At 60.5% G+C, this 4,910-nt stretch carries 3 protein-coding genes; all 3 read right to left on the bottom strand.

Annotation, left to right across the window (positions count from 1 at the left end; genetic code table 11):
* The coding region (locus JNL55_RS19435; RefSeq protein WP_415923114.1) for a S9 family peptidase at positions 1-1,357 on the bottom strand (1,357 nt) is incomplete at its 3' end.
* 17 nt (positions 1,358-1,374) lie between these two features.
* On the bottom strand, positions 1,375-3,732 hold the full coding sequence (locus JNL55_RS19440; RefSeq protein ID WP_293857455.1) for an acylase: 2,358 nt from the start codon (positions 3,730-3,732) through the stop codon (positions 1,375-1,377).
* Between the two features lie 142 nt (positions 3,733-3,874).
* Positions 3,875-4,910, bottom strand: a 1,036-nt coding sequence (locus tag JNL55_RS19445; RefSeq protein WP_293857458.1) for an amidohydrolase family protein, incomplete at its 5' end; no start/stop codon positions are given.

The following is a 4,910-nucleotide window of genomic DNA, read 5'->3' on the forward strand; positions in this document are numbered from 1 at the left end:
CATTGTGGAAGCCCCAATTGTCCTGACTGTACGGGCCGCCGTGCAGCCAAAGAATGGTCGGATAACGTTGCCCTGCCTGGTAGCCGAGCGGCTTGGCGAGCATGCCGTAAACGCGCTCTCCATCACGCGCGACGAAATCGATGCTCTCTCGCTCGACAAGATCAATGCCGCTCAACACGCTTTCGTTGTGACGAGTCAGCGCGCGCAGCTTACCCTTCTCCAGTGCATACACTTCGGCGGGACTGCGGTCGGACGAGACCAGCGCAGCGATACGATCTTTGCTCTGGCTCATGCCGAGGACGAAATACGAGCCCTGCAGCAGTCGCTGAGCTTCACCGTCGGCCAGCGGCACTTGAGCGGGATACCGCGCGCGATTGTCAGTGACCAGAAAGCGAACCGAGCGACCGTCAGCACTGAACTGCGGACTGCCGATATCTCGGTCCAGCGAAGCGGCCAACTCGCGCACCTTGCCGTCCGCGACGGACACGGTGGCCAGACTGGTTTGGTTGTACATCCAATACTTCGGTTCGCTTCCCTGCAGGAACGCGATGTTTCGGCCATCCGGGCTCCACGCCGGCTCGCGATCGGCGCCCGGAAAATCCGTCAAGCGTCGCGGTGTCGAGTTGGGTTGAGCAGCCGCCACGTAGATATCGCCGTAGTCGCTGTACTGCCAATCCGCCTCTCGATTGCTGACGAAGGCAATGCGGGTGCCGTCCGGCGACCAAGCCGGCGATGTTTCTTCGAACTCACCGCCTGCGGTCAACGGCTCGAAAGACTTGGCTTGCAGATCGTAGAGATAAATGCGTGGCGACTTGATGCGATTGTGTATGTAGCCCTCGCCTGCGTCCTCCTTGAAGCGCACGCGATCGATCACCCACGGCTCCGGAGTCTCCTTACCGTTCGCGTCTTTGGGCGGTGACGTTTCCTCTCGATAGCCAATCGCGAGCCGGCGAGAATCCGGCGACCAGGCATAGCTGCCGATGCCGCCGCGAATGTCGGTTACTTTCCGAGCCTCGGTGCCGCCCTTACGATCCAGCAGCCACAACTGACCTTCGCGCAGGAAACTGACCCAGCGACCATCCGGACTGAAGCGCGGCATGCTCGCTGATTGAGCTTGCGAAACCGGGACCGGCTCGCCGCCGCTCCACCTCACCATCCAGATGGAATTGCGTCGGCCGTCAGCCGCCGCATCGAAGCTATCCACCGAATAGAGCACCCACTCACCGTCGGGCGACAGCTGCGGATCGGCAACGCGTTCGATGCGATCCAGATCTTCGATCTTGAGCGGCCGCGCGTCGGCACTCGCAACGGTTATCAACAACGTCAACAGCGCTGCGATCAGCTGGAATAGAAGCATGCTTGGTTCCCTGGGAGCTATTCTTCGATGACGGTGGTCGTGTAGTTCGGATCGAGCTTGATCTGCTCAGTAGTAAACGGCTGCGATACCAGCTTGTTGGCCGAGAAGTACGGCGCCTGATCGGCGAAGTGCGGCGACGACGGATCGGTGGACTGCGAGTACGCGAGCAGCCCCTGCACCTTCGGACCTTTCTCGTCGAACGTCACCATCTGGATGTAGCTCGAACCGCCGCGAACATGGAAGCGCCCATCGCGCACCTCGCTCCAGATGTTGTTATAGATGCCCGAGCCCACGCCGCCTGGAATCGGAATGCGACGGCCGTTGGCTTCGATACCTTGCAACTCGCCCCAGGGACGGGTCGCATCGATGCCCTGCTCTCGTAACTTCGCCGCCGCACGCGCCAGCTCCACTAGCACGATCTCGCGGACGCGTGGCTCGTTCTGTTTGATTCCCCGCGGCGTGTTGACAGGGTCATTGGCTGAGAAAGGTACCGACCACAGGTCGCTGCGCCGGATCAGCTGATCGATCCAAGCTCCAGCGAGTGGATAACCCACGCTATCGAGATTCGCGTGTCGATCCCAAGATTTGATCGTGGCGCACGGGACAGCTACGTCGGTGTCCCGACCGTCGAGCACCACCGAGCGCGCGTTCTCACAAATGGCCGAGAGATCACGATCCAACAACGAACCGTAGAACGAGCGGTTACTGAAAGCGACAGCCTGCAGAGTCTCGGCCGTGAAGCGCTTGCCCGGCAGTCCGTCGGTGCCGGCGAGACGTGCTTGCACCTGACCGATGCCTTGGCGAGTGCGATCACCGAGCTGCAGATCCTGCGCGCTGATGATGGGCGCGTAGCCAGTCAGCGGCTGCTCAGGATTCGTCATCCAGGAACTGTCGTTGGAGTTCTGCACGAAGTCCGCACGACGCAGCACCGGCAGCTGATCGCCGCTGAACACTCCTTTCTGAGGCGCGCCGGGCGCATCGCCAAGCGCGCACGCCGCTTTGGACTCCAGCACGAACATACGACGCTTGGTCAGGGCGCGGTGCGGCTCGGTGATGCAATCTTGCTGTTGTTGTGCGGAGAGATTGGGAACGACCGTCACATTGGCGTACAGCGCCTCGCCTTTCGAATCCACCCCGAGCGTATTGACCCAAGGAATTCCCAGATGACTCTGCAGCGCTCCGGTCAATTCATCGAGCGAGCCGGCGCGATTCATCGCGTACCAAGTTTCGATCATGCGATGGTTGTCGAAATTCGCATCGTGCAAGGCGTAGGCAGTGGTCCTGTTCCAGGCCAGGTCGCCCGGCGACGTCAACACCGGCCCATACTGAGTCATCCAGAAATCATGCGAGCGCCGCCCCACCTTGCCATCGCTTTCTAACGTCGCGATGGACACGGTCTTGCGCTCCATGGCGTGCCGCTTGCCATCGACCAGATAGTGCGTCGGATCGTTCGGATCCAGCTGCAACGCATAGATGACGAAATGCGCCGACGTATTCACCGTGTGCGTCCACGCGACGTGCTGGTTGAATCCGATGGTCACCGCCGGGATGCCACCGATTGAAACGCCCATGACGTCGAGCTTGCCGGGAATGGTCAAATGCATTTGATAGAAACGCAGCGAGCCATACCAAGGATAGTGCGGGTTACCCAACAGCAGCGGCTTGCCATCTTGTGTGCCCTGCTTACCGAGTGCGACGGCATTGCTGCCGAAGTACGGCGTGAAGTCCGGCAGTGAGAGTTCTTTGTCTAGCGACGCGGTCGATGCGGCCGAGGCAGTTCCTGGCGGACGCGCGGCGATGATTGATTTGGAGAACAGCGCCGAGCCCGCTTCCACGGCCAGACGACGCATGAAACGAATCAAGTCCAGCTCGGTGAGTGGACGCAGCCAGGGTTTATCTCGACACGCCGCCGGCAACTTCTGTGCTGGCGTGTCTTTCAGATAGCGATTGAAGCCGGCAGCGTAGCCGCGAATCAAAGCTTTTGACGTCGCGCTCTGCGCCTGCCATGCCTGACGCACGTGTTCCTCGGAGTTGACCCAAGAGAGCAAGAAATCGGACTCGGCGTTGGTTGCCTTGCTGAAGCCGGACTCGAAATCCGGGCCACCCAATACATCGGGGCCGAAGTAACGCGAACGCTGGCTGTTGACCGTGACTACGACGTCCGCGAACTGACAAAGATTGTCCTGCGCATAGGCATAGCCGATCCCGTAGCCAATGCCCGCCTCATCGCGTGCCAGCACATGAGGAATGCCGAAAGAAGTTCGGCGGATTTCTGCGGAAAACTCGGGCTCACGAGGCGCAGTAGCACGGCAGCCCAACGACGCCAAGGCCGACAGGGCAACCAAACAACCAGAGTACAACTTGGGGTACTTCATCGACCCTCCACCATCGACGCCCGCAGGATAACCCCGGAGCGACTGTCCAAGAATGTAGCGCCGGGGACAAAATCTAGTTGTTTTTGACGCTCGGGAACCATAGAGAACGCTCCAGGGAAACAAATCAGAGAGGGGTGCCGGCTCAGCGTGCAAACACGACGCGGCCGTCTTTGACGACCAGCTCGACATTACGGATATCTTTCATCTGCCGGAGCGGGTCGCCATCGACGAGCAACAGATCCGCTCGACGGCCTGTTTGAACGGTGCCGAACTCAGCCGCTTTGCCCAACCAGCGTGCGCCATTCGCGGTGGCCGCCCGCAGAATTGCGGCATTCGGCACGCCGATGCGTTCGAGCATTTCGAGCTCGTCATGCATCGACTTGTCATCGGTGCCCACCAACAATTGCACGCCAGCCCGATGCGCTTCGAGCGTCAACGCTTTGATGTCGGCACTGATCTGCGCAGCTTCTAGATAACCGTCGAATCCACCCTGCCGCAGCTCGGCTTCATCGCGCACATAAGCCAACAGCGTCGGATCCAGCATGACGCCACGCCTCGCCATTTCACCTAACATCGAGCGCACCTCGGCACTCGTCGGATCGATTCGCAGTGGCGGCGTCGACGAGGTCGCGACGCTGACCTTCACAGGTTCATCACCCCATTTCGGGCGCAACGGCGCAGGCACGAAATCGTGGTAATAGTTGGCGGCATGCGTGAGTCCGTCGATACCGGCGGCCATCGCTTCTTTCCAAGTGGTACGAGCAATGTGTCCCGTCACCGGCAGCTGGAATTTCTTCGCCGCAGCAATGACTGCAACCGACACCTGCGGAGCCAGGGTCGCGTACAGCTTGATGCCATCCACGCCGAGCGAATGCATTGATGCCACCACCGCCGCGGCCGCTTCAGGCTGGTTCAGACGTAAATCCACCATCGGATTCATGCCGACGCCGTCGATGATCGGGCCAAGCGTGTAGATGCGCGGTCCAGCCAACACGCCCTCATCGATGGCCTGGCGCAGATTCAGACCGTCAGCGATCGGCGTACCCGGCTCTCGAATCGACGTGACGCCCATCGCCAGCAGATCGGCGCCGCGAAACAGTCGCTGACGCCAGTAGTGATAATGATTGTCCATGAGGCCCGGCATCAGGAACCGGCCACGGGCATCTATGAGCTCTGCG

This window comes from Steroidobacter sp. (assembly GCF_016790065.1).
Classification (GTDB): Bacteria; Pseudomonadota; Gammaproteobacteria; order Steroidobacterales; family Steroidobacteraceae; genus Steroidobacter.

What these genes read in the sequence shown, in the direction of transcription:
- JNL55_RS19440 (WP_293857455.1), bottom strand. Translation starts at nt 3,732, where the DNA reads ATGAAGTACCCCAAGTTGTACTCTGGTTGTTTGGTTGCCCTGTCGGCC.